This is a genomic window from Nonomuraea sp. NPDC004580, from assembly GCF_040609855.1.
Lineage (GTDB): Bacteria > Actinomycetota > Actinomycetes > Streptosporangiales > Streptosporangiaceae > Nonomuraea > Nonomuraea salmonea.
Map to the genome: position 1 here is coordinate 1 of NZ_JBEXLH010000081.1, position 22,607 is coordinate 22,607.

Here is a 22,607-nt window from a genome sequence, read left to right on the forward strand (position 1 = left end):
CCATGGAATTCACCGTTCACGACACCCTGACCCCGATGGCGTCCCTGCTGGAGCAGCCGCTCTCGCACCGGCCTGACGCGCTGCGGGAGCCGACGTCGCGGACCGCGTGGCCGGCGCCCAGGCCGACGTCCTCGACCGCGCGGCCGACGCCCCTCGTGAGGTGCTCGAGGAGCTGCGGGTTGGTGTCGATGGTCTGCAGGACCCGGTCGATGATGCGGGCCACGTTGTCCAGCCGGACCTTCAGCAGCGCCTGCGCCTCCACCCCCTTGATGGTGAGGTTGACGCTGCCGAGGAAGACGTCCGCGCCGACGTTCAGCTTGAGCAGGTCGAGCACCTCGGCCTGGAGCGACACCCTGGCCCGCAGGTCCTGGACGTCGAGGGTGATCTCGTCCACCTTGACCTCGGGCACGTCGAGGTAGACGTCCGGGTCGGTGGTGACCCTGGCCTCCTCGGCGCCCTCGGACATGCTCTGCTCCCCGTCAGTCGAGACAGGGGTACCCGCTCATCCGCCGGGTGTGCCGGGCTTGTGGAGACGTGACCGGGTTTTGAGCGTCACGCGGGGCCACGCGGCGTCAGGCGGGCGGCATGGGGGCGGCATGGGGGCGGCAGCTCGCCCGAGCCGCGCGGCACCAGCTCGATCGGCACCTTGACCCTGCGGCCCGTGCGCGAGGGGTTGAGCAGCAGGTCCACGGCGGCCCTGGCGAGCCGCGCGGTGTCGTAGCGGACCACGGTGACGCCCGGGTTGAACACTCCGGCCAGCGCGAAGTCGTCGAACCCCACGTATGCGGGCCGCTCGGGCCGCTCGCGCAGCGCCTGGAGGATGCCGATCGCGGCCCGGTTGTTGGTGGCGAAGAACGCGGTGGGCGGGTCGGCGAGGTCGAGCAGCCTGGCGACCTCGCGGGCCACCCGGGCGGGGTCGTACACCGCGTGCACCACGAGCGTCTCGTCGGCGGGGACCCCGGCGGCGGCCAGCGCCGTACGGTGACCGGCGGCCCGGTCGTGCACCGAGCTGATGTCCTCGTCGTCGGAGATGAGCGCGATCCTGCGATGGCCGTGGGCCAGCAGGTGCTCGGTGGCGACCTGACCGCCCCGCACGTCGTCGAGCAGCACCGCGTCGGCGGTCGCCAGGCCGGGCGGCACCCGGTCCACGAACACCGTGGTGAGCCCGGCGTGCCTGGCCAGCCAGCCGTGGTCGGCGGCCGACGGCACGACGATGAGGGAGTCGACGCCGCGGGCGTACATCGACTCGATGAGCATGCGCTCCTTGTCGGCGCTCTCCTCGTACGAGCCGAACACGACGAGCGCCTCGTGCTCGGCCGCGGCGGCCTCCACGGCGGCGGCCAGGCGGCCGTAGAACTCGTTGGAGATGTTCTCCATGACCAGCCCCAGCGTCAGCATGGAGGCGCCCCTGGCGAGCCGGGCGGCGGCCTCGTTGCGGCGGTAGCCGAGCGCGTCGATGGCGGCCTGCACCCGCTGCTGCAGGGAGGCCCGCACGTGCGGCTCCTGGTTGACGACCCGGGAGACGGTCTTCAGGCTCACCCCCGCGTGCCGCGCGACGTCGGCCATGGTGGGCTTGCGCGTGGCGGCCTCCTGACCGTCGTTCAGCGAGACCACGAGGTCGCCGTTCTCCCGCGCTGTCATAGTGTGCCCCCATGGATGACGAATGGATCTGTGGCCGGTTGGGTGAGGACGAGCCTTGGGTGCTGGGCGCGGTCAACCCGCCGGTGTTCGAGAACTCGCTGTTCACGTTCGAGACGGCGGAGGAGCTGGGCGCGGCCGTCAAGGACGAGGACGAGCGTTACGTCTACTGGCGGGGGACCAACCCGACGGTGGATCTCGCCCAGCGTAAGCTCGCGGCGCTGGAGCGGGGAGAGCGCGCGAAGTGTTTCGGCTCGGGCATGGGCGCGATCTCGGCGACCATCTCCTCGCTCGTGTCGGCCGGCGATCACGTGCTGGTGCTGGGTGCGGTCTATGGGCCCACCACGCAGTTCCTGCGCTATCTGGAGAAGTTCGGGGTGTCGCATACGCACGTCGACGACCTCGCGGCAGGTGATAGCGCTATCAGGCCCAGCACCCGAATACTGTACTTCGAGTCGCCGTCGTACATGGCCTACCAGGTCGTGGACATCGCGGAGGTGACGGCCTGGGCGCGCGAGCGCGGGCTGCTGACGGTGATGGACAACACCTGGTCCACGCCGCTGTTCCAGAAGCCGCTGACGATGGGGGTGGACCTCGTCGTGCACTCGCTGTCGAAGTACGTCGGCGGGCACAGCGACCTCGTGGGCGGTGTCGTGGTCGGACCGTCGCGGCTGGTCAGACCGCTGGCGTTGCAGGAGTACCAGCTCTACGGGGCCGCGATGTCGCCGCACGACGCGGCCAAGGTGATCAAGGGCCTGCGTACGCTGCCGGTGCGGATGGCGGCGCACCAGGAGCGCGGGCTGGCGGTGGCGGCGTTCCTTGAGGGCCATCCCGCGGTGCGCGAGGTGAACCACCCGGGCCTGCCGTCACATCCCGGGCACGCGATCGCGCTGCGGCAGATGTCGGGCTTCTCCAGCCTGTTCAGCCTCGTGCTGGACACCGAGTCGCGGGAGCAGGTCGGCAGGTTCATCAACCAGTTGCGGCAGTTCCGGATCGGGGTGTCGTGGGGCGGATTCGAGAGCCTGGTGAACGCGCCCGCGCTGACCACCGAGGAGAGCGTCCGCGTCACGATGGGCATCCCCGTCGGCCTCGTCCGCCTGTCCGTCGGCCTGGAGCCCGCGGACGCCCTGATCAAGGATCTCGGTCTGGCGCTGGAGGGCATGTCCGCCTAACGTGAAGGACAGCAACGTGATTGACAGCGCTGTCTGCCCTTCGCGGGAGGCTCGTCGTGAGAAATCCCCTCCTAGCGGCTACGGTCGCCGCCACGCTCGTCCTGGCCGGGTGCGGCTCCTCCTCCCGATCCTCCGGGTCCGGGGGAGAGGTGCGGCTCCGGATGATCGAGAGCCTGACCAGTCCAGAACGTACGAAGCTCATCAAGTCCCTCCTCGACGGCTTCGAGCAGGCCAACCCCGGTGTCACTGTCGAGCTCGTCTCCCCGCCGCTCGACAGCGCCGACCAGAAGATCACCCAGATCCTGCAGACCAAGAAGGACCTGGACGTGCTGGAGGTGCGCGACCACACCGCCAAGTCCTTCTCCAACAACGGCTGGCTGGCCGAGCTGCCCACGACCGGCTGGGCCGGCTGGGCGAACCTGACCGAGCTGGCCCAGAAGAAGGCGGTCGAGGTGGGCGGCAAGGCGTACCTCATCCCGTACGGCTTCTACCAGCGCACGCTGTTCTACCGCACCGACCGCGGCCTGACGCGGCCACCCGCCACCTGGCAGGAGCTGTACGAGGCCGGCAGGGCCCAGACCACCGGCGACCGCTACGGCTACTCCTTCCGCGGCGGCAAGGGCGGCGCCGACTACGCGGTGATGATGATCAGCGCGTACAACGGCGAGGCGCTCGACCCGGAGAAGTCGTTCTTCCTCAAGGACAAGCGGACGATCTTCGCCACGCCCGAGGCGGCGCAGGCGCTCGACCTGTTCGTCAAGATCTACCGTGAGGCGTCGCCGCCCGACTCCGTGGCCTGGGGCTTCCCCGAGATGGTGCAGGGCTTCACCTCGGGCGTCACCGGCATGCTCATCCAGGACCCCGAGGTCATCAAGACGGTCGAGGAGAGCGGCCTGACGAATTGGGCCACCGCCCCGATCCCGAAGGGCCCCACCGGGTACGCCTTCCAGCCCGTCGGCTACGCCGGCTGGGGCGTCACCTCCTTCAGCGCGCACCCGGAGCAGGCGGTCAAGCTGGTGCAGTACCTGTCGGAGGCGGAGCAGAGCATCGCCTTCGCCAAGGGCAACTCGCTGATTCCGATCTCGAAGCAGGCCCAGAGCGACCCGCGGTTCTCGCAGGGAGCGTGGAAGGCGTACCTGGAGGCGCAGCAGGACCCCAAGCAGGTGATCACGATCAGGCCGGTGGACTATCCGGGCTGGAGCCGGTTCCTGGTCGACTCCGACCGTGACGTGCAGGCCCTGATCACCGGCAAGAGGAGCACGGCCGAGGTGCTGAAGGCCTGGGACGCGTTCTGGGCCGGCCAGGCCAAGAAGGTCTCTTGAGGACGTTCACCGTCCGGCGGGCCCGGTTCATCGCGCTGTGCCTGCTGCCGGGCGTGGTGTTCGTCGCGCTGTTCACGTACTACCCGATGATCAGGGGCGCGGTCATCGCGTTCCAGCGGTACTCGCTGTTCGACCTGACCGCGACCCCGTTCACCGGCCTGGAGAACTTCCGCGCGGTGCTGGCGGAGGAGCGGTTCTGGACGGCGCTGCGCAACACCGGCACGTGGGTGGCGGTCTCGCTGTTCTTCCAGTTCTTCCTCGGCTTCGGCCTGGCGCTGCTGCTGCGCGGGCACTTCCGGGGGCGCGGGCTCTACCAGGCGTGGGTGTTCTTCCCGTGGGCGATGTCGGGGTTCCTGATCGGGCTGCTGTGGCGGTGGTTGTTCAACGGCCAGTTCGGCGTGATCAACGACCTGCTGCTCAAGGCGGGGATCATCGACGAGCGCATCGGGTTCCTCGCCACGCCCGGCTGGGCGATGACGTCGGTGATCGTGGCCAACATCTGGTACGGCGTCACGTTCTTCGCCATCATGATCATGGCCGCGCTGCAGTCGGTGCCGGGCGAGCTCTACGAGGCCGCGGCCGTGGACGGCGCCTCGCGGTGGCGGCGGTTCTGGCACGTGACGCTGCCGCACATCAGGCCCACCCTGGCGCTGATCGTGCTGCTGCGGATCATCTGGATACTCAACTTCCCCGACCTGATCTACTCCATGACCGGCGGCGGCCCGGCCGGCAGCACCGACATCGTCACCACGTTCCTCATCCAGCAGGTGATCGGCGGCGACTACGGCAGGGCGGGCGCGGTCGGCCTGCTCGTGCTGGGGCTGCTGCTGGCGTTCAGCGTGTTCTACCTCAACGCCACGAGATTCGAGAAGGCCCGATGAACGCGCGCACCCCGCTGCGGCGCCTCGCCACGGCCGCCAAGGTGCTCGTGCTGGGCGTCTGGCTGCTGATCACGTTGTTCCCGCTGTACTGGATCGTCGTCACCTCGCTCAAGCCGCAGCCGGAGATCTTCTCGGTGCCGCTGCGCTACTGGCCGTCGAAGGTGACGTTCGAGCACTACGAGGAGCTGTTCTCGTTCGCCGACTTCGGCACCTACCTGCTCAACTCGCTGCTGGTGTCGATCGTCTCCGCCGGGGTGGTGACGGCGATCGGCGTGCTCGGCGGCTACACGCTGGCCCGCTTCGCCTTTCCTGGGCGAGGGGCGCTGATGCTGGCGTTCCTGGTCACCCAGATGATCCCGCTGTTCATCGCGCTCGGGCCGCTCTACCTGCTGATGTCCGACCTCGACCTGCTCAACCGGCTGGCCGGGCTGATGCTGGTGTACGTCGCCATGCTGGTGCCGTTCTCGACGATCATCATGCGCGGCTTCTACGAGCGGGTGCCGGTGGCGCTGGAGGAGGCGGCCCAGGTGGACGGCGCCTCGCGGCTCGTGGCCATGGTGCGCGTGGTGATCCCGGTCATGCTGCCCGGCATCGCCGCGACGTTCATCTTCGCGTTCGTGCAGTGCTGGAACGAGCTGTTCCTCGCGATCACGTTCATCGACAGCGAGGACGCCAAGACGATCCCGGTCGCCATGAACTCCTTCATCACCCAGTACGACATCGACTGGGGCTCGATGGCGGCCGCCACCGTCGTCTCGGTGCTGCCGACGCTCGTGCTGTTCGCCGCCGTCCGCCGATACATCGTGGAGGGGCTGACGGCGGGGGCGGTGAAGGGATGATCGGCAAGGGGGTGAAAGGGATAACCGACCGCTCATCGCGCCAGACGGACCTTTCGCCGCAAGCCCGTTCCAACTAAGCGCGGTGCATCAGCGGCTCGCCGAACACCCCTCCCGGGCGTCTCCACGACGGGTAGGTTGCGCTCTTACGTTGGGCGTGATCCGCATCACAGTGGAGGTCTCGTGACGACACAAGAACATGACGCATCGGTCTATGAGCAAGTGCAGGAGAGCAGTGAGTTCCAGGACCTGAAGCGGCGCTTCCGCCGCTGGACGTTCCCCATGACCGTGGCGTTCCTCGTCTGGTACCTGCTGTACGTGGTGCTGTCGGGGTGGGCGCGCGACTTCATGGGCATCAAGTTGTTCGGCGAGATCAACGTCGGGCTGATCTTCGGGTTGCTGCAGTTCGTGTCGACCTTCCTCATCGCGTGGGCCTACTCCAGGCACGCCGAGAAGCAGCTCGACCCGATCGCTGACAAGCTGCGGCACGAGGTGGAGGAGAAGACTCAGTGAGCTCGACGACCCTGGGGATGATCCTCTTCCTCGCCTTCGTGGCCGCCACCCTGGCGATCACCGTCTGGGCGAGCCGCCAGACCAAGACGGCCGCCGACTACTACGCGGGCGGCCGGTCATTCAGCGGCGTGCAGAACGGCCTGGCGATCGGCGGTGACTACATGTCGGCCGCCTCGTTCCTCGGCATCGCCGGCATCATCGCCCTGTCCGGATATGACGGGTTCCTCTACTCGATCGGCTTCCTCGTCGCCTGGCTGGTGGCGCTGCTGCTGGTGGCCGAGCTGATGCGGAACTCCGGCAAGTTCACCATGGCCGACGTGCTGGCCTTCCGGATGAGCCCGCGGCCCGTCCGCACGGCGGCGGGCGTCTCCACCATCGTGGTCAGCATCTTCTACCTCCTGGCCCAGATGGTCGGCGCGGGCGCGCTGGTCGGCCTGCTGCTCGGCATCACCGGCGAGGCCGGCAAGGCGTGGACGATCATCGGCGTCGGCGCCCTCATGATCGTGTACGTCGTCTTCGGCGGCATGAAGGGCACCACCTGGGTCCAGATCGTCAAGGCCGTGCTGCTGATGAGCGGCGCCGCGCTGGTGACGCTGCTGGTGCTCGGCAAGTTCGGCTTCAACCTCTCGGCGCTGCTCGGCCAGGCCGCCACCACCAGCGGCCCCTCGGGCAACCCCGGCAACTTCCTGATCCCCGGCCTGAAGTACGGCACCGACGCGCAGGGACTGGCCGGCAAGATCGACCTCATCAGCCTGGGCCTGGCGCTGGTGCTCGGCACCGCGGGCCTGCCGCACATCCTCATCCGCTTCTACACCGTGCCCACCGCCAAGGACGCCCGCAAGTCGGTGCTCTGGGGCATCGGCATCATCGGCGTCTTCTACCTGCTCACCCTGGTCCTCGGCTTCGGCGCGGCGGCCCTGGTCGGCAAGGACGCGATCGCCGCGGGTGACGCGGCGGGCAACACCGCGGCGCCCATGCTGGCACAGCGCATCGGTGAGGAGATCTTCGGCTCCGTCGGCGGCACGATCCTGCTGGCGCTGATCGGGGCCGTGGCGTTCGCCACGATCCTGGCCGTGGTGGCCGGTCTGACGCTGGCCTCCTCCTCCAGCTTCTCGCACGACCTGTACGCGCACGTCTTCAAGCGCGGCCAGGTCAGCGAGCGGCAGGAGGTCGTCGTGGCCCGCATCTCCGCTTTCGTCATCGGCGCCATCGCGATCGGCCTGGGCATCCTCGCCCAGGGCCAGAACGTGGCGTTCCTGGTGGCGCTGGCGTTCGCGGTGGCGGCGTCGGGCAACCTGCCGGCGATCCTCTACAGCCTGTTCTGGAAGAGGTTCAACACCGCCGGCGCGGTCTCGGCCATCTACGGTGGTCTGGTCTCCGCCCTGCTGCTGGTCATCTTCTCGCCGGTGGTCTCCGGCAGCAAGACGGCGCTGTTCCCGGGGGCCGACTTCGCCTGGTTCCCGCTGAGCAACCCCGGCATCGTCTCGATCCCGCTGGGCTTCCTGTGCGGCTGGATCGGCACGGTCCTCAGCAAGGAGTACAACGCCGCCAAGTACGCCGAGATCGAGGTCCGCTCGCTCACCGGCGTCGGCGCGGAGAAGGCGAGCACGCACTGATCCGGGGCTGACCCCCGTACGGGGCTTCCTCCCAGAAGGGCGCCCGACCCCCTGCCCCAGGGCGCCTGCACCAGAGGGCCCGGCCGATCGCTTCGGCCGGGCCCTCGCGCGTGTACGCGATCGCCGACGGGGAAGGGGCTGTGGTCGTTCCCGACAGGTGTCCCAGTGGGGCGTCCCACACCCTTGGAGTTGTTAACGTCACCGAAACGCAGTGGATGGAGTGGTTGACGGGATTTCAGCGGTATGGGTACGTTCTCAGATGTGTGAACGTTGCCACACTGGCCTGGCGCCACGTGGCCGTCATCAGCATGCCTGATGCCCCGCTTGATCAGTGTGGAGGCGAAACCCCCAATGAGAACCCCACTTGTCCGCTGGTCCGTCCTGTCCGTGTCGCTCGCGCTGGCGCTCACGTCGTGTGCCAAGGGCACCGGTGGAGCGGCCGACCCGACGCCGTCAGCCGGCCAGTACAACCCCAGTGCCTCCTATCAGGGCACGATCTCGGCCATGGGCTTCGGCGCGACCGACGAGATCGGGACCACCCGCGTCGATCTGGCCAAGAAGGCGCTCGGCGGCGCCGACGTGAAGCTGATCGAGGGTGACCTGGACATCCAGCAGTTCCTGTCCTCGGTTGCGGCCGGCGACCCGCCGGACATCATCTACGCCAACCGCGACCAGATCGGCACTTTCGCCTCACGTGGTGCGATCATCCCCCTGACCGCCTGCATCCAGGGCGAGCAGATCGACACCTCGATGTACAACCCGAACGCCCTCGCCCAGGTGACCTTCGGCGACGAGATCTGGGCCATTCCCGAGTTCAACCAGGTCCAGATCACGATGGCCAACGCCGACCTGCTCAAGGAGGCCGGCCTGACCATCGACGACGTCAACGGCTCCAGCTGGGAGAAGATCACCGCCGCGACCAAGAAACTGGTCAAGGCGCCCGGCGGCAAGCTCAAGGTGATCGGCTACGACAGCAAACTGCCGGAGTTCCTGCCGCTGTGGGCCAAGTCGCTCGGCGCCGACCTGCTCTCGGCCGACGGCAGGACCGCCCAGCTCAACAGCCCCGAGGTGGTGAAGGCGCTGCAGTTCGCCGTCTCCGTCTACGACGTGCAGGGCGGCTTCGCCAAGGTCAAGGCCGTGCGGGACTCGGCCGACTTCTTCGGCAAGGGCAACCAGTACGCCAAGAACGCCCTCGGCGCCATGCCGATGGAGCAGTGGTACGTCAACGTGCTCAACGACGTCTCGCCCAAGGCGCCGCTGGCCTTCGACACCTTCCGCACCCCGGAGGGCAAGGCGCTGGCCTACTCGTCGGGCTCGTCGTGGGCCATCCCCAAGGGCGCCAAGAACCCCGGCGCGGCCTGCCGCTTCGCCAAGTCGATGACCCTGGTCGACACCTGGAAGGCCGCCGCCCAGGCCCGCCTCGACAAGCGCAAGGACGAGGGCAAGCCGTTCACCGGCATCCTCACCGGCAACGTCAAGGCCGACGCCGAGATCGAGAAGATGCTCACCTCCGGCGGCGCCACCTGGGACGCCGGCGTCAAGGCGTTCTACGAGGCCAACAAGAACACCTTCAGCCTCCCCGCCAACCCGGCCGACAAGGAGTTCAAGGACGCCTGGCAGAACGCCGTGAACCGGGTGCTCAACGGCCAGGACGAGCCGCAGGCCGCCCTCGACAAGGCCCAGCAGGACGCCCAGGCGGCACTGGACAAGGCATGGGCCGGCTGGACGAAGCGTACGAACTGAGATGTCCCCTTCCAATACCCGAACACCACGGCGGTCACCACGGCGGTCACCACGGCGGTCACCACGGTGGCGCAGCGCGCGCTTCCTGGAGACCAGGGCGGCGCTGCTGTTCATCAGCCCCTGGATCATCGGCTTCGTCGTCTTCACCGCGTGGCCCGTCATCAACAGCGCCTACCTGTCGCTGACCGACTACGACGTCATCAACGACCCGAACTACGTCGGCTTCGACAACTACGTGCAGCTCTTCGAGGACCCGAAGGTCGGCCTGGCGCTGTGGAACACGTTCGTGTTCGCCGTGCTGTCGGTGCCGACCCACCTCGTCGTCGCACTGGGGCTGGCGCTGCTGCTCAACAGCGCCAGCAAGGCCACCGGCTTCTTCCGCACGGCGTTCTTCCTGCCGAAGATGACGCCGCCGGTCGCGATCGGCATCCTGCTGCTGCTGCTGTTCAACGGCCAGGACGGCCTGATCAACGCCTTCCTCGGCGTCTTCGGCATCGACGGCCCGGCGTGGACCACCGACCCGAACTGGGTCAAGCCGGCCCTGGTGCTGATGAACCTGTGGACGGTCGGCTCCTCCGTGGTCATCATCCTGGCCGCGCTGCGCGGCGTCCCGCAGGAGCTGTACGACTCCGCCCTCGTGGACGGCGCCGGCTGGTGGAAGCGGCTGCTGCGGATCACCGTGCCGATGATCAGCCCCACGCTGTTCTTCCTGTTCATCGTGGACAGCATCAACGCCCTGCAGTCGTTCACCGAGGCGTACACCGCCTTCTTCGGCGCCGGCAACACCACCTACAGCAACGACGCCGCGCTGTTCTACGCGATCTACCTGTTCCAGCAGGCCTTCGAGTTCCTGCACATGGGGTACGCCTCCGCGCTCGCCTGGCTGCTGTTCATCGTCATCATGGCGATCACGGCCGTGCAGATCGTGGTGACCAGGCGCTACGTCCACTACGAGGGGGGTAACCCATGAGGCGCGCCGCGAAGATCCTGACCTGGGTCGCGCTGGGCGCGTTCACCGTCGCGTTCATCTACCCGTTCATCTGGCTGCTCAGCGCGTCCTTCAAGCCGCGCAGCGAGGTCTTCGACAACCGGCTCATCCCCGAGACGTTCACCTTCGACAACTACATCCAGGTGTGGCAGGAGGCCCCGCTCGGCCTCTGGATGGCCAACACGCTGCTGGTGACGGTGCTGGCGGCGGTGGCCGTGACGGTCACCAGCGCGATGGTGGCCTGGGGGTTCGCCTACTTCCGCTTCCCCGGCAGGAACGCGTTGTTCGGCGTGGTGCTGGCGACGATGATGCTGCCCGGCGCGGTCACGATGATCCCGGTCTTCCTCATCTGGAACTCGCTCGGCGCGGTCGGCACGCTGACGCCGCTGTGGGCCCAGAACCTGTTCGGCAGCGCCTTCTACATCTTCCTGCTGCGGCAGTTCTTCATGGGCCTGCCGCGCGAGCCGTTCGAGGCGGCCAAGATCGACGGCGCGAACAACTGGAAGATCTTCACCCGCATCGCCCTGCCCTTGTGCAAGCCGGCGGTCGTCGTGACCCTGCTGTTCGAGTTCCAGGCCGCCTGGACCGACCTCATGCGGCCGCTCATCTACCTGCGCGACTCCGAGACCTTCACCGTGCCGCGCGGGCTGAAGGCGCTGCTCGACCAGTTCGGGTTCGGCGGTGAGTGGCACTGGGAGATCGTCATGACGGCCAGCGTCATCACCACCATTCCGATGATCATCCTGTTCTTCCTCGGCCAGAAGCACTTCATCAAGGGCATCGCGACGACGGGAAGCAAGGGATGAGCTTTCCCACCGGATTCCTCTGGGGCGCGGGCACCTCGGCGTACCAGATCGAGGGACATCACGGCCGGGGCGAGTCGGTGTGGGACGCCTTCTGCCGCCGCCCCGGCGCGATCGAGGGCGGCGGCGACGGCTCGCGGGCCTGCGACTCGTACCTGCGCTGGCGCGAGGACATCGAGCTGATCAAGGAGCTGGGCCTGACCGCCTACCGCTTCTCGACCGGCTGGTCCCGCGTCATGCCCGACGGCACGCACCCCGACCCGAAGGCGCTCGACCATTACGAGCGGTTCACCGACGCGCTGCTGGCGGCGGGCGTCGAGCCGGTGCTGACGCTCAACCACTGGGACATGCCGGCCGGGCTGAGCTGGGCGGACCGCTCTTCCGTCAACGCTTTCACCGCGTACGCGCAGGCCGTCGCCGATCGCCTGGCCGACCGCGTCACCTGGTGGATCACCCAGAACGAGCCCTGGATCATCGCGCTGCTCGGCTACCAGCTCGGCCTGCACGCGCCCGGCGTCGCCGACCTCGGCACCGCCGTCAAGGCCGGGCACCACCTGCTGCTCGGCCACGGCGCCGCCGCCGACGTGCTGCACGCCCACCCGGGCGTCAAGGCCGGCTGCGCGCTCAGCCTCTTCCCCTGCGACCCCGCGACGGACAGTGACGAGGACCGCGCGGCGGCCGCCGGCTCCGACGGCTACGTCAACCGGTGGTACCTCGACCCGCTGCTCGGCGACGGCTACCCCGCCGACATGCGCGAGCACTGGGAACGGGCGCTCGGCCACGGCCTCGACTTCATCGCCGACGGAGACGAGGCCGCCATCGGCGGGCGCAGCGACTACCTCGGCATCAACTACTACACGCGCCGCGTCATGGCCGCCGCGCCGCCGGGCCCGTTCCCCTGGAAGGTGGTCGGCCCGAGCGGCGACGTCGCGCGGACCGACGAGGGCTGGGAGATCAACCCCGGCGCGCTGCGCGACCTGCTCATCGGCCTGTCCCGCCGCTTCCCCGGCGTCCCCCTCATGATCACCGAGAACGGCGGGGTCTTCGGCGACGCCCCCACCCACGACGGCCGGGTCCATGACAACCGGCGCATCGCCTACCTGCGCGACCACGTCGCAGCCGTCGCCGCCGCCATCGACGCGGGCGCCGACGTGCGCGGCTACCTGCACTGGTCGCTCATGGACAACTTCGAGTGGGCCCTGGGCTACCGGCCCAGGTTCGGGCTCGTGCACGTCGACTACGCGAGCGGCGTGCGTACCATCAAGGACTCCGGGCGCTACTACGCCCGGCTCATCGCGGCGGGCGGCACGGCGCCCGCCACACCCAGGATCGAGGCTTTCGGCTAACCCATGCGGATCACCACCACGGACACCGCCCACTACGTGGACAGTGGCCACTACCGCCTGACCGTCTCCCGCACCGACGCCAGCGCCGAGCTCGAAGGGTGGCTGTCGGTCAACCTGCTGGCCTCGGTCAACACCAGGGGCGGGCGCGACGAGACGTACGAGACGCTGCCGCCCGTGCTCGCGGAGCGCGACGGCGTGGCCGTCTTCGACTTCCCCCAGCGCACCACCGAGTGGCAGAGCAAGACGGTCCGGCTGACCTGCACGCCCGAGACCATCGCGGTCGAGGTGCGGGTCGAGGGCGACGGCGTGCTCAGCGACGTGACGCTGCTCGGCGGCCGGGCCGTGCTCAACACCAGGGCGGCCGGCACGTTCCGCTCCGGGGTGCACGCGCGCGGCGTGTTCAGCCCCACGCCCGCCCATCCGGTGAACGTGGTGCGGCCGGTGTCCGCGCCGGTCGCGCTGACCGTCGTCGGCGACGCCTCCCCGGGGCGGCTGCACGCGGTCTTCTCGCCGCCGCCGCTGGTGCTGGCCTTCTGCAAGGACGCGCCCGCCGGGCCGACCGCGGTGCCGGACGGGCCGTGGCTCGGCGCGTCCGTACGCGCCGGGATCGCCGGCCTGACCTTCACCGAGCTGACGTACGAGCCGCTCGACGGCGGCGCCCTGCTGCGCTTCGACTACGAGGGCCACACCGAGGTGCGCGGCTCCTGGACCTCGCCCGCCGTCGTGTTCCGCCTGGCCGGCTCGCCCTGGGAGGCGATCGGCCACCACCGCGCCGACCTCGTCGAGCACGGCCTGGCCCCGCAGGGCCCGGCGGGGGAGCGGGCCGCGTGGTGGAGCGAGCCGATCTTCTGCGGCTGGGGCGCCCAGTGCGCCAGGGCCGACGGCGTCTCGCCGGTCACGCTGTCCCGCCAGGACCTCTACGACGAGTGGCTGGGCAGGCTGGAGGAGCACGGCGTGGTGCCGGGCACGATCGTCGTCGACGACCGCTGGCAGCTCACCTACGGCGACCTGGAGACCGACGAGGACAAGTGGCCCGACCTGCGCGCGTGGATCGCCGCCAGGCACGCCCGCGGGCAGCGCGTGCTGCTGTGGTGGCGGGCCTGGTCGGCCGACGGCCTGCCGGTCGAGGAGTGCGTGACCGACGCGGGCGGCCGGGCCGTGGCCGCCGACCCGTCGAACCCCGCCTACCGGGAGCGGGTCCGCGCCATCATGGAGCGCCTCCTCGGCGACCTCGACGCCGACGGGTTCAAGATCGACTTCACGCAGTGGTCGCCGAGCGGCTCCCACCTGAAGAAGTACGGCTCCACCTGGGGCATCGCCCTCCTCCACGAGCTGCTGGCCACCATGTACGACGCCGCCAAGCAGGTCAAACCCGACGCCCTCATGATCACCCACACCCCGCACCCGGCCTTCGCCGACGTCAGCGACATGATCAGGCTCAACGACGTGCTGGAGGTCGACGCGGCCGGCGACCCCGTGCCCGCCGTCGACCAGCTCCGCTACCGCCACGCCGTCGCCGCGGCCGCCATGCCGGACCACCTCATCGACACCGACCAGTGGCCGATGCCGAGCAGGGCCGACTGGCTCGCCTACGCCGAGGCGCAGCCCGGGCTGGGCGTGCCCGCGCTCTACTACGTCGAGTCCATCGACAACAGCCGCGAGCCGATCACCGGCGACGACCTGCGGCGGATCGCCGGGTGGTGGCGGCGATGAGGCAGGCCGAGGTCGTTGTCTACGGCGCCACGTCGGCCGGCGTGTGCGCCGCCGTGGCCGCCGCCCGGCGCGGCCTGGACACCGTGCTGCTCGAACCCGGCAGGCACGTCGGCGGCATGACCTCCGGCGGGCTCGGCTACACCGACATCGGCGACGCCCGCGTGCTCGGCGGCATGGCGGCCGAGTTCCGCCAGGCCGTCGCCGACGCGTACGGGGTCGCGCCGGGCCACTACGCGGGCCCCGAGCCGCACGTCGCCGAGCGGATCTTCCTGTCCTGGCTGGAGCGGGCCGGGGTCGAGGTCGTCTTCGGCGCCGCCCTGCGCACCGTCGTCACCTCCGGCGAGCGGATCTTCTCCGCCGCCACCCTGCGCGGCGACTACGCGGGCGGCGTCTTCGTGGACGCGAGCTACGAGGGCGACCTGATGGCCGCCGCCGGGGTGAGCTACCGGGTCGGCCGCGAGGACAGGGCCCTGCACGGCGAGCGGTTCGCCGGGCGGCGCGAGGTCGTGCCCGGCATGCACAACTTCCCCCCGTACATCTCGCCGTTCCGCGCCGACGGCACGCTGCTGCCGCAGGTCGCCGACGGCCCCATGGCCGAGGTGGGCGAGGGCGACGGCGGCGTCATGTCGTACGGCTACCGCGTCTGCATGTCCACCGCGCCCGACCGCATCCCGTTCTCGCGACGGCCCGGCTACGACGACGAGCACTGGGAGCTCGGCCGCCGGCTCTTCCGCCACTGGCGCGAGCAGGGCGTCTCGCCGCGGGCCGGGCGGCTCGTCGGGCTTGAGCCGAACCTGCCGAACGGCAAGGCCGACGGCAACTCGCTCGGGCCGTTCTCGCTGAGCGTGCTCGACCGCTCCGCCTGGGCCTACCCCGACGCGGGGCCCGAGGAGCGCGAGCGCATCCGCCTGCACCACCTGCACCACGCCCAGGACCTGCTGTACTTCCTCTCGCACGACCCCGAGGTGCCCGCCGTGGTGCGGGCCGAGCTGGGCCGGTGGGGGCTGCCCGCCGACGAGTTCGCCGACACCGGGCACCTGCCGCACCAGCTCTACGTCCGCGAGGCGCGGCGCATGCTGGGCGAGGTGCACCTCACCGAGCACGACCTGGTCGAGGGGCGGCGGCGGCACGACGTGGTCGCCATGGGGTCGTACCACCTCGACATCCGCGAGGTGCAGCGGACCTGGCGCTGGGTCTACGAGCACCCCGAGCCTCTCCCCATGGTGGTGACCGAGGGCTACCTGTCGGTGGGGGTGGCGCCGTACCAGATCCCGTACCGGGCGCTGGTGCCGCGCAGGGAGGAGTGCGCGAACCTGGTCGTGCCGGTGTGCGTGTCGGCCTCGCACGTGGCGTTCTCCTCCATCCGGATGGAGGTCCAGTACCAGATGCTCGGCCACGCCGCCGGCCTCGCCGCCGGCCAGTCCGCGGGCACCGGCAAGGCGGTCCAGGACGTGGACGTCACCGCCCTCCAGGAGACCCTGAGAACCGCCGGCCAGGTCCTCTCCCTCTGACCCGCCCTCCACCTCCGGCCCGGTGCCTCCTCCTCGCTCCATCCCGACCCGCCCGCTCCGGTGACCCCGGAGCGGGCGTTCGTGTGTCAGGACGGCGTGCCGGCGCGGTTCAGGATCTGGCGGACGAAGGGCGGGATGACGCGGCGCAGGACGTTCGCCTCGTGGGCCTCGGCGCGGGTCAGCGCCTCGGTCACCTGGGCAGGCGTGCGGCCTTCGACGCCCTCCAGGAGGTCGAGGGCGGCCAGGCCGGCGGCGGCCATGTCGTGGGCGGCCGCCACCCAGCGGGCCAGCTCACGTGCCAGCGCACCCGGCGCGTCGGCGGGCAGCGTGGCCAGCCGGTCCAGCTCGGCCCGCAGCCGCTCACCGGCCCCGCCTTCCGGCGCGGCACCGCTGCCCGGCGCAGCCCCGCCTTCCGGCGCAGCCCCGCCTTCCGGCGCAGCCCCGCCTTCCGGCGCAGCCCCGTCTTCCAGGACGGCCTCGCACAGGGCGGTCAGTTCGGGACTTTGGTCGGCGCTCGGGGGCCAGGAGGAACAAGCCTCCACCAAAGGCAGCAGGTCGGTCGCGCCGGGCACCAGGCGTACCGCGCGCTCATGCGAGCGCGCCGGGTCGTACGCCGCCAGGTGCCAGGCGTAGTCGGCCACCGTGGTCAGCGCGATGCGGGAGGCCGCCGCCTCCACCATGGGGTTGGCGGTGATGCCTTCGAGGGGCACGCCGTCCAGCTCCGTCGAGCGCCCGGTCAGCGGCCCGAGGAAGACCCGGGCGAAGTCGAAGTCGTTGACGGGGAAGTTGTCCCACAACGCCACCCGATGCCCGTAGGAGGCCGCCGCGGCCCGCATGTCGTCGGCGGAGATCGCGCCCACGACGATGTCGGACCCGGTCCACCAGACCAGCACGTCGGCGGGCAGCTCGGCCGCCAGCCGGTCGCGGTAGGCCGAGCGCGCGGTGCCCGCGTAGTCGGTGGGCACCATGGTCAGCGGCCGGTCGGCGCCGTGGGGGGCGAGGAAGTGCTCGGCGAAGTCGCGGCACACCGCCGCGTGGGCGCTCGCGCTAGCGCCCTCAGCCGTGCCGAACACCGCCTTGTCGGGCTCGTGACCCAGCTCGGGCGGGATGTCGTCGAAGAGCAGCGCGTACTCCCTGACGCCGACCTCCCACACCTGCTCGGCCTTGGCGCGCAGCGCCGCCCGCTCGGCCGGGTCGCTGTGGACCATCGACAGTCCGGGGCTGAGTGCGAAGACGAACCTGACGTGCTGCGCCGCCGCCGCCGCGACCAGCTCGCCGAGCCTGGCCAGCTCCTCCTCCGGGTACGGCTCCCGCCACCGCTCCCGGTGGAAGGGGTCGTCCTTGGGCGCGTACACGTAGGTGTTGAGCTTGTGCCGCCCGGAGAAGCGCAGGTGCTCCATGCGCTCGGCGTGGCTCCACGGAGCGCCGTAGAAGCCCTCGATCGTGCCCCGGAGCGGCAGGTCGGGCCAGTCGCGCACGTCGCACTCCGGCACGCACCGCTCATGCGTCTCGCAGGGTGCGGCGGCCAGCGCGAGGAGGGTCTGCGCGCCGTAGAACGCCCCGGCAGGGTCGGCGCCGGTGATCAGCACGCCGGACGGCCCCGCGCTCAGCGTGTAGCCCTCGGGCGGCAACTCGGCGTCCAGGCGTACGTCGATGGTGAGGGAGGCGGCTGCCGCGTCGCCCAGGGCGGTGGTGAGGGCCGCGACGGCGCGTACGGCGGCGGGGTCGCCCGTGATCCGGCAGGCGTTCAGAACCAGATGTTCGCTACCGATGGTGGCCTTTTTCGGACAGGGAACAATCCACTCCAGGGCATCCATTGTGGGAACGATACCGGATAGACTCCTGGCCCGTGGGTATGGAAGTAACCGAAGTCACGCCCGGGGTGCTCCGCGTCGAGGACACCTGCAACGTCTACGTCATCAAGGCCCCGGGCGAGCCGGGAGAGCCGCGCACCGGCATCGCGATCGACTTCGGTTCCGGCCGGGTGCTCGACCTGCTGGGCGAGCTCGGCCTCGACCGCATCACCGATGTGCTGGTCACCCACCACCACCGCGACCAGGTGCAGGGGCTGCATCGGGCGGCCGGGGCGGGCGTCGCGATCCGCGTGCCGCCGGTCGAGCGCGACCTGTTCGACAAGGTCGACGAGCTGTGGTCGGGCCGCCAGATCTCCAACGACTACGACCTGCGCGACGACCGGTTCTCGCTGCTGGAGCCGGTCGAGATCACCAGTGTGGTGCCCGAATATCGGACGGCCCGATACGGCGGGGTGGACGTACGCGTGCTGCCCACCCCCGGCCACACGCCCGGCTCGGTCACGTACGTCGTCGGCAGGACGGCCTTCACCGGCGACCTGATCTACGCGCCCGGCAAGGTGTGGTCGCTGGCCGCCACCCAGTGGTCGTACACCGAGAACGAGGGCCCCGCCATGGTGGTCGTCAGCGCCGAGCTGCTCCAGCGCGAGGACCTCGACGTGCTGCTGCCCTCGCACGGCGACCCGATGAGCGACCCCGCCGACGCGCTGTCCAGGCTCTCGTCCGCCATGCAGCGGTACGTCGACTTCCGCCGCCCGCGCCCCTGGGACGTGCGCGGCCTGCTGGAGAACCCGTTCATCGAGGTCACGCCGCACCTGCTGATGAACAGGAGCAGCCAGTCCTACAGCTACGTGCTGCTGTCGGAGTCGGGCGCGGCCATGATCTTCGACTTCGGCTACGACATGTGCACGGGCCTCGTGAAGAGCACCGCGCGCGAGGCGCGGCGGCCCTGGCTGGCCTCGCTGCCCGCGCTGCGCGAGCACTACGGCGTCACCGCCGTCGAGGTGGCCGTGCCGACCCACTACCACGACGACCACGTGGCCGGCATGCCGCTGCTGCGCGACGTCGAGGGCACGGAGATCTGGGCACCTTCCCACATCGCGCCCGTCCTGGCCACGCCGCTCCACCACGACCTGCCGTGCACGTGGTTCGACCCCATCCCGGCCGACCGGGTGCTGGGGCTGGGGGAGAGCGTGCGGTGGCGGGAGTACGAGATCACGGTCCACGACCTGCCCGGGCACACGATGTTCGCGGCGGCGTACGCGTTCGAGGTGGACGGGCACCGGGTGCTGGTGACCGGCGACCAGCAGGACGGATTGGGCGTTCCGGGCGAACGACAGGAAATCCTGAATTTTCAGTACAAGAATAGGTTCCGGATCGAGGACTACCGGAAGAGCGCCGCGCTCTACCACCGGCTGCGCCCCGACCTCATGGTCAGCGGCCACTGGCGCCCCCGCTGGGTGGACGACGACTACCTGCACATGCTGACCGAACGAGGTGAGGAGCTGGTCGCGCTGCACCACGACCTGCTCCCGTCCGGGCGGTTGGATCTCGGTGCCGACGGGGTGCTGTGCCGCCTGACGCCGTACTATACGAGCGTCCCCGCGGGGGGCGAGATCACGCTGACGGCCACCGTGCGCAACCCGTGGCCGGACAAGGCCGTGGCCACCATCGAGCCTGTGGTGCCGCCCGGCTGGCTGCGCGAGCCCGGATCTTTGACGCTTAGGCTGCCCGGAGGGGGTATGGAGCAGGTGCATCTGCGGCTCGGCGCGCCCGCGGAGCCGCGCCGCCGCGTACGCCTGGCAGTCGATCTGACCATCGGCGACCTGCGCCTCGGACAGCACGCCGAGGCGCTGGTCGACGTGGTCGTGGAAGGGAACCGATGACCGTAGAACGGCGCAGCACCCCCGTCAGCCGTTCCCGCCGTCCCACGATCAAAGACGTCGCCGAGGCCGCGGGCGTCTCACGCTCCACCGTCTCCCGGGCGCTCACCGGGCGCGGCTACGCGGCCAGCGACGTACGCGAACGCGTGCTGCGCGCCGCCGAGGAGCTCGGCTACGTGCCCGACGTCATGGCCCGCACGCTCAAGCAGCAGGTCAGCCGGTCGGTCGGGGTGCTGGTGAGCGATCTGCGCAACCCGTTCTACGCCGAGCTGGCCGCCGGGGCCAGCAGCGCCGCCCGTGAGCGCGGCTACACCATGGTGCTGGCCGACACCAGCCTGTCCGGCGAGACCGAGAGCGAGGCCGCAGAGGCGCTCGTCGCGCTCAGGGTGGCCGGGGTGATCGTGACCCCCAACTCCTCCGCCGTGTCCACCTACCTGTCCTCCCACGGCATCCCGGTCGTCGAGGTGGACCGCCAGTTCGCGGCCGGCTCGACCGACGGGGTCGTGGTCGGCAACCGCGTCGGCGCCCGTACGGCCACCGCCCACCTCGTCAAGCTGGGCCACCGCCGCATCGCGCTGTTCATCGACGAGACCGACTGGACCACCGGCTACGAGCGCTACCAGGGCTACCTCGAGGCGCTGACGGCCGGGGGCATCACCGTCGACCCCGAACTGGTCGTCTCCTCCGGCTGGGACGTCGCCGACTCCCGCCGCCGGGCCCTCGACATGCTGAGCGGCCCCGACCGTCCCACCGCCGTGTTCGCCGCCAACAACGTGCTCGCCGAGGGCGTCTGGCGGGCCATCCGCGAACGCGGCCTCGCCGTGCCGAGCGACATCAGCCTGGTCGCCTTCGACGACGCGCCCTGGATGAGCATGGTCTCGCCCCAGGTCACCGCCGTCTCCCAGGACACCTTCAACCTGGGCGCGACGGCCGTGCGCCGGCTGCACGAACGCATCGAGATGCCCGAGTCCGACTCGGTCACCACGGTGCTGAACGTCCACCTCATCGAACGCGAATCCACCACCCACCCCCCGGCCCTCTGACGCCGCATCCACCTTCGCGACCCCTGCGTTCTGACATTTCTCCCGTGGCGTGCGTTGACCCGCGGGGAAAACTCGCCCTAGGATCCGATGTGGGAACGATGTCATAGACATGTGCGTCAGTCGTTCCCAGCCGGAGGCCCAATGGAGCACGATTTGCCCCCCGTTCTGTCGCTCGACATCGGCGGCACCAAACTCGCCGCGGGCGTGGTCACAGGCGATGGCCTGATCCACGGCTGGCAGCTCGCCCCCACCCACCGGGAGGAGGGGCCGCGAGCCGTCCTGACCAGGCTGTTCGACCTGGGCAGGAAGGCGATCGCGGAGGCCGGCCTGCCCGAGGTGGCCGCCGTGGGCATCTCCTGCGGCGGGCCGCTGAACACGGTGACCGGCGTGCTGGAGTGCCCGCCGCACCTCCCGGGCTGGGTCGACATCCCGATCTGCGCACTGGCCACGGAGGCGTACGGCCTCCCCGCGGTCCTTGAGAACGATGCCACGGCCGCCGCGCTGGGCGAGTTCCGTTACGGCGCTGGACGCGGCACCAGCACCATGCTCTACCTGACGATCTCCACGGGCGTCGGCGGCGGCTCGGTCATCGGCGGCCGGCTCCACCGCGGCGCGGCCGGCAACGGCGGCGAGCTGGGCCACGTCATGGTGCGCCCGGGCGGTCGCCGCTGCTCGTGCGGCCGGATGGGCTGCCTGGAGGCGTACGCGTCCGGCACCTCCATTGCCGAGCGCGCCAGGGAGGCGCTGGCCGCCGGCCGCACCTCGTCCCTGTCCGCCATCGAACGACCGACCGCCGAGGACGTCTCCCGCGCCGCCGAGGCAGGCGACCCGCTCGCGGCCGAGATCTGGGACGAGACCACATGGGCTCTGGGCAGCGCGCTCACCGACCTGGTGAACGCGTTCGAGCCGGAGCTCGTCGTGCTCGGCGGCGGCGTCACCCGTTCCGGCGCCCGGCTCCTCGACCCCGTGGCCGCGGCGGTCGCCAGAGACGCCATGCCGCCGGCCGCCCGCAGCGCGCGCATCGAGCTCGCCACGCTCGGCGCCGGCGTGTGCGTGGTCGGCGCCGGCGCCGTCGCCCACGACCTCGTCACCGGCACCGCCCGCTGACGCGCACCCAAGGCGAAGGCCCCCCAGACGCAACCACAGGCCCTCGCTCCGACGGTGCCCGAACTGCACAGACCTAGCACCAGGAAAGACCAAATGCCCGACGTATCTCCCATGCCCGAGCTGCTGGCGCAGCACGTCGATGGCCATCTCGCCGCCGCGCGCGGCATGGCCGCGCTGCTGCCCGCCGTCGAAGCCACCGCGGACCTGCTCATCGAGACCTTCACCCGGGGCGGCACCCTCTACACGGTGGGCAACGGCGGCAGCGCGGCCGACGCCCAGCACCTGACCGGCGAGCTGATCGGCCACTACCGCCGCGACCGCCGCCCGCTGCCCGCCGTGACGCTCACCACCGACGCCACGGTCATGACCTGCATCGCCAACGACTACGTCTACGACGACGTCTTCGCCCGCCAGGTCCAGGCGCTGGCCAGGCGGGGCGACGTGGTGGCCGCCTTCACCACCAGCGGAAACTCCCCGAACGTGGTCGGCGCCCTGCAGGCCGCACAGACCAATGGGGCGGTGACGGTACTCTTCGGCGGCGGCGACGGTGGCAAGGCCGCCGCGTACGCCGACCACCTCCTCCTCGCCCCCAGCACCGAGACCCCGCGCATCCAGGAGATCCACACACTGATGCTGCACATGATCAGCGACAAGGTCGACGCTTGGGCGGCCGCATGACCA

Annotated in this window: 19 protein-coding genes; 16 read left to right on the plus strand and 3 right to left on the minus strand. The window is 70.4% G+C overall.

Translation table 11 applies throughout. The annotated features are described in order from the left end of the window. Positions 1-16: 16 nt before the first annotated feature. Both ABZW11_RS41970 and ABZW11_RS41975 read right to left on the minus strand, forming a co-directional pair. Positions 17-466, minus strand: coding sequence for a hypothetical protein (locus ABZW11_RS41970; protein ID WP_355430626.1), 450 nt, complete (start codon positions 464-466; stop codon positions 17-19). 86 nt (positions 467-552) lie between these two features. Beyond that, a complete protein-coding gene (locus ABZW11_RS41975; protein ID WP_355430629.1) occupies positions 553-1,641 on the minus strand; it encodes a LacI family DNA-binding transcriptional regulator in 1,089 nt (362 codons plus the stop codon). A gap of 11 nt (positions 1,642-1,652) precedes the next feature. Here ABZW11_RS41975 and ABZW11_RS41980 point away from each other — a divergent pair, with 11 nt between their 5' ends. The 12 genes from ABZW11_RS41980 to ABZW11_RS42035 all read left to right on the plus strand — a co-directional run bounded on the left by ABZW11_RS41980 (position 1,653) and on the right by ABZW11_RS42035 (position 16,082). After that, positions 1,653-2,810: a PLP-dependent aspartate aminotransferase family protein gene (locus ABZW11_RS41980; RefSeq protein ID WP_355430632.1), complete on the plus strand. Its 1,158-nt coding sequence runs from the start codon at positions 1,653-1,655 to the stop codon at positions 2,808-2,810. A 161-nt stretch (positions 2,811-2,971) separates the two neighbouring features. Further along, on the plus strand, positions 2,972-4,132 hold the full coding sequence (locus ABZW11_RS41985) for a sugar ABC transporter substrate-binding protein (protein WP_355430635.1): 1,161 nt from the start codon (positions 2,972-2,974) through the stop codon (positions 4,130-4,132). After that, positions 4,129-5,013 carry a sugar ABC transporter permease gene (locus ABZW11_RS41990; RefSeq protein ID WP_345386838.1) on the plus strand — a complete coding sequence of 295 codons (885 nt, stop codon included), beginning with the start codon at positions 4,129-4,131 and terminating at the stop codon, positions 5,011-5,013. The genes ABZW11_RS41985 and ABZW11_RS41990 overlap by 4 nt, the downstream gene beginning before the upstream one ends. Beyond that, positions 5,010-5,852 (plus strand): carbohydrate ABC transporter permease, encoded by an 843-nt coding sequence (locus ABZW11_RS41995; RefSeq protein ID WP_355430638.1) that lies wholly within the window; start codon positions 5,010-5,012, stop codon positions 5,850-5,852. Before ABZW11_RS41990 ends, ABZW11_RS41995 begins: the two co-directional genes overlap by 4 nt. Positions 5,853-6,032: 180 nt before the next feature. Continuing rightward, positions 6,033-6,362, plus strand: coding sequence for a DUF485 domain-containing protein (locus ABZW11_RS42000; RefSeq protein ID WP_345386835.1), 330 nt, complete (start codon positions 6,033-6,035; stop codon positions 6,360-6,362). 17 nt (positions 6,363-6,379) lie between these two features. Continuing rightward, positions 6,380-7,978: a cation acetate symporter gene (locus ABZW11_RS42005; RefSeq protein WP_355430685.1), complete on the plus strand. Its 1,599-nt coding sequence runs from the start codon at positions 6,380-6,382 to the stop codon at positions 7,976-7,978. Between the two features lie 351 nt (positions 7,979-8,329). Further along, entirely contained in the window at positions 8,330-9,721 is a 1,392-nt protein-coding gene (locus ABZW11_RS42010; RefSeq protein ID WP_355430641.1) for a hypothetical protein, read from the plus strand. Position 9,722: 1 nt separating this feature from the next. Further along, complete coding sequence (locus tag ABZW11_RS42015) at positions 9,723-10,691, plus strand: sugar ABC transporter permease (protein ID WP_355430644.1); 969 nt, start codon at positions 9,723-9,725, stop codon at positions 10,689-10,691. Further along, positions 10,688-11,515 (plus strand): carbohydrate ABC transporter permease, encoded by an 828-nt coding sequence (locus ABZW11_RS42020; RefSeq protein ID WP_345386831.1) that lies wholly within the window; start codon positions 10,688-10,690, stop codon positions 11,513-11,515. The genes ABZW11_RS42015 and ABZW11_RS42020 overlap by 4 nt, the downstream gene beginning before the upstream one ends. Then, entirely contained in the window at positions 11,512-12,858 is a 1,347-nt protein-coding gene (locus ABZW11_RS42025) for a GH1 family beta-glucosidase (RefSeq protein ID WP_355430647.1), read from the plus strand. Before ABZW11_RS42020 ends, ABZW11_RS42025 begins: the two co-directional genes overlap by 4 nt. 3 nt (positions 12,859-12,861) lie before the next feature. After that, complete coding sequence (locus ABZW11_RS42030) at positions 12,862-14,571, plus strand: hypothetical protein (protein ID WP_355430650.1); 1,710 nt, start codon at positions 12,862-12,864, stop codon at positions 14,569-14,571. Beyond that, a complete protein-coding gene (locus ABZW11_RS42035) occupies positions 14,568-16,082 on the plus strand; it encodes an FAD-dependent oxidoreductase (RefSeq protein ID WP_355430653.1) in 1,515 nt (504 codons plus the stop codon). The genes ABZW11_RS42030 and ABZW11_RS42035 overlap by 4 nt, the downstream gene beginning before the upstream one ends. 86 nt (positions 16,083-16,168) lie before the next feature. Here ABZW11_RS42035 and ABZW11_RS42040 read toward each other — a convergent pair whose 3' ends face one another. After that, positions 16,169-17,899 (minus strand): beta-N-acetylglucosaminidase domain-containing protein, encoded by a 1,731-nt coding sequence (locus ABZW11_RS42040; protein WP_355430656.1) that lies wholly within the window; start codon positions 17,897-17,899, stop codon positions 16,169-16,171. A gap of 38 nt (positions 17,900-17,937) precedes the next feature. Between ABZW11_RS42040 and ABZW11_RS42045 the strand changes: the two genes are divergently transcribed. The 4 genes from ABZW11_RS42045 to ABZW11_RS42060 all read left to right on the plus strand — a co-directional run bounded on the left by ABZW11_RS42045 (position 17,938) and on the right by ABZW11_RS42060 (position 22,604). Continuing rightward, positions 17,938-19,779 (plus strand): MBL fold metallo-hydrolase, encoded by a 1,842-nt coding sequence (locus ABZW11_RS42045; protein WP_355430659.1) that lies wholly within the window; start codon positions 17,938-17,940, stop codon positions 19,777-19,779. After that, positions 19,776-20,819, plus strand: a complete 1,044-nt coding sequence (locus ABZW11_RS42050; protein WP_355430662.1) for a LacI family DNA-binding transcriptional regulator — start codon at positions 19,776-19,778, stop codon at positions 20,817-20,819. Before ABZW11_RS42045 ends, ABZW11_RS42050 begins: the two co-directional genes overlap by 4 nt. A 153-nt stretch (positions 20,820-20,972) precedes the next feature. After that, positions 20,973-21,926 (plus strand): ROK family protein, encoded by a 954-nt coding sequence (locus tag ABZW11_RS42055; protein WP_355430665.1) that lies wholly within the window; start codon positions 20,973-20,975, stop codon positions 21,924-21,926. A 93-nt stretch (positions 21,927-22,019) separates the two neighbouring features. Further along, positions 22,020-22,604: an SIS domain-containing protein gene (locus tag ABZW11_RS42060; RefSeq protein WP_355430668.1), complete on the plus strand. Its 585-nt coding sequence runs from the start codon at positions 22,020-22,022 to the stop codon at positions 22,602-22,604. Positions 22,605-22,607: the final 3 nt, after the last annotated feature.

Bases quoted from the DNA above. Each gene is read 5' to 3' on its own strand.
- ABZW11_RS41970 (WP_355430626.1), bottom strand. From the start codon at position 466: ATGTCCGAGGGCGCCGAGGAGGCCAGGGTCACCACCGACCCGGACGTC.
- ABZW11_RS41975 (WP_355430629.1), bottom strand. From the start codon at position 1,641: ATGACAGCGCGGGAGAACGGCGACCTCGTGGTCTCGCTGAACGACGGT.
- ABZW11_RS41980 (WP_355430632.1), top strand. From the start codon at position 1,653: ATGGATGACGAATGGATCTGTGGCCGGTTGGGTGAGGACGAGCCTTGG.
- ABZW11_RS41985 (WP_355430635.1), top strand. From the start codon at position 2,972: ATGATCGAGAGCCTGACCAGTCCAGAACGTACGAAGCTCATCAAGTCC.
- ABZW11_RS41995 (WP_355430638.1), top strand. From the start codon at position 5,010: ATGAACGCGCGCACCCCGCTGCGGCGCCTCGCCACGGCCGCCAAGGTG.
- ABZW11_RS42005 (WP_355430685.1), top strand. From the start codon at position 6,380: ATGATCCTCTTCCTCGCCTTCGTGGCCGCCACCCTGGCGATCACCGTC.
- ABZW11_RS42010 (WP_355430641.1), top strand. From the start codon at position 8,330: ATGAGAACCCCACTTGTCCGCTGGTCCGTCCTGTCCGTGTCGCTCGCG.
- ABZW11_RS42015 (WP_355430644.1), top strand. From the start codon at position 9,723: ATGTCCCCTTCCAATACCCGAACACCACGGCGGTCACCACGGCGGTCA.
- ABZW11_RS42020 (WP_345386831.1), top strand. From the start codon at position 10,688: ATGAGGCGCGCCGCGAAGATCCTGACCTGGGTCGCGCTGGGCGCGTTC.
- ABZW11_RS42025 (WP_355430647.1), top strand. From the start codon at position 11,512: ATGAGCTTTCCCACCGGATTCCTCTGGGGCGCGGGCACCTCGGCGTAC.
- ABZW11_RS42030 (WP_355430650.1), top strand. From the start codon at position 12,862: ATGCGGATCACCACCACGGACACCGCCCACTACGTGGACAGTGGCCAC.
- ABZW11_RS42035 (WP_355430653.1), top strand. From the start codon at position 14,568: ATGAGGCAGGCCGAGGTCGTTGTCTACGGCGCCACGTCGGCCGGCGTG.
- ABZW11_RS42040 (WP_355430656.1), bottom strand. From the start codon at position 17,899: ATGGATGCCCTGGAGTGGATTGTTCCCTGTCCGAAAAAGGCCACCATC.
- ABZW11_RS42045 (WP_355430659.1), top strand. From the start codon at position 17,938: ATGGAAGTAACCGAAGTCACGCCCGGGGTGCTCCGCGTCGAGGACACC.
- ABZW11_RS42050 (WP_355430662.1), top strand. From the start codon at position 19,776: ATGACCGTAGAACGGCGCAGCACCCCCGTCAGCCGTTCCCGCCGTCCC.
- ABZW11_RS42060 (WP_355430668.1), top strand. From the start codon at position 22,020: ATGCCCGACGTATCTCCCATGCCCGAGCTGCTGGCGCAGCACGTCGAT.